Source organism: Vibrio sp. 10N.222.54.A3 (assembly GCF_041474095.1).
Taxonomy (GTDB): Bacteria; Pseudomonadota; Gammaproteobacteria; order Enterobacterales; family Vibrionaceae; genus Vibrio; species Vibrio crassostreae_C.
The window spans coordinates 1-1,426 of sequence record NZ_JBFRTN010000106.1; the positions used below are offsets into that span (position 1 = coordinate 1).

Annotated in this window: 2 protein-coding genes; both read left to right on the forward strand. The window is 42.5% G+C overall.

Annotated features, from left to right (window positions below; all coding sequences use genetic code 11):
- Positions 1–46 precede the first annotated feature (46 nt).
- Positions 47–556, forward strand: coding sequence for a helix-turn-helix domain-containing protein (locus tag AB4507_RS19390; RefSeq protein ID WP_029236503.1), 510 nt, complete (start codon positions 47–49; stop codon positions 554–556).
- A complete protein-coding gene (locus AB4507_RS19395) occupies positions 553–1,395 on the forward strand; it encodes an IS3 family transposase (RefSeq protein WP_106427183.1) in 843 nt (280 codons plus the stop codon). Before AB4507_RS19390 ends, AB4507_RS19395 begins: the two co-directional genes overlap by 4 nt.
- The last annotated feature ends 31 nt before the right edge of the window (positions 1,396–1,426 follow it).

A 1,426-nucleotide genomic window follows, 5' to 3' on the forward strand; every position in this document is an offset into this window, starting at 1 on the left:
TGAACTGACCCCCAATAGTTGGACACCAATTATTGGGGGTCTTTTTATGTCCAAATATAGCCGTGAGCTAAAATGTATCATTGCTAAGCAATACTTAGATGGCACGTCATCTCTCTATTTAGCAAAACAATATTCAATTTCTTCAAGGCAGATACGGTATTGGGCTCAAGTCTTTGCCATCCATGGTACTGATTCATTTTTACCAACTAAGCATGCCGCGACTGCTCAAACAAAACGAAAAGCATTGAATTTAATGTGGACGAATGAATGGTCTCTCACGCACACTAGCGCTGTATTAAACCTCTCATCCCCTGGGATACTCTCTGTCTGGCTCAAAAGATTTAATGAGCTCGGTATCAAGGGGCTCAAAATGCGCCAGAAAGGAAGACCCTCAATGAAACAGCAACCTCAACGTACCACTAAGCCTGATAATGAAATGACACTTGAGGAGCTAAAAGAGGAGTTGGTCTACTTACGAACCGAGAATGCCGTTCTAAAAAAGTTGGAAGAGTTGGAGCAGGAAAAAAACCGTCGAACAAAGAAAAAGCGGTCATAGCTCTAACTCTTAAAGGCAAGTACCCGCTGAAGCACTTACTGCAGACTCTACAGCTGGCAAAAAGTGTCTTTTATTATCAAGCTCAAACAAACAAGCGCCCAAATAGCTACGAACGTGAGCTGCGGTTGATAAAGTCAATTTATCATGAACATAAGGGTCGATACGGCTACCGCCGTATTCACTTGGAACTAAAAAATCAGGGGTTCGTGCTTAATCACAAAACGGTTCAAAGGCTTATGGCTCAGCTCAACCTTAAATCGACGGTCAGGATTAAAAAGTATCGTTCATACCGAGGAGAGTCTGGAACAGCTGCTCCTAACCTGCTTGAAAGAGATTTTAGTGCGACTCAACCCGATGAAAAGTGGGTAACTGATGTCACGGAGTTCAAAGTCAAAGAGCAGAAAGTATACTTGTCTCCCGTGGTCGACTTGTTTACTCAGGAGGTAGTGGCTTATAGAGTGGCCAAAAATGCCTGCTTGCCGCTTGTCACGGATATGCTAACGGAAGCCATATCAAAGCTCAAACCCAACTCAAAGCCAATTATACATAGCGATCAAGGTTGGCAATATCGTCATCGACAGTATCAGAAAAAGGTAGCGGAGAGTGGGTTAACACAAAGCATGTCGAGAAAAGGTAACTGCTTGGATAATGCGGTTGCTGAAAACTTTTTTGCTTTACTCAAAACAGAGATGTATCACAACCAAAGCTTTGAAGATGCAGATGCTCTGATAGAGCAAATTAAAGAATACATCGAGTACTACAATACCAAACGTATAAAAGTGAAACTAAAAGGCCTGACTCCGATAGAATATCGAACTCAGGCCTTGAAAGCCGCTTAACAGAAATGTCCAACTTTACGGGGTCACTTCA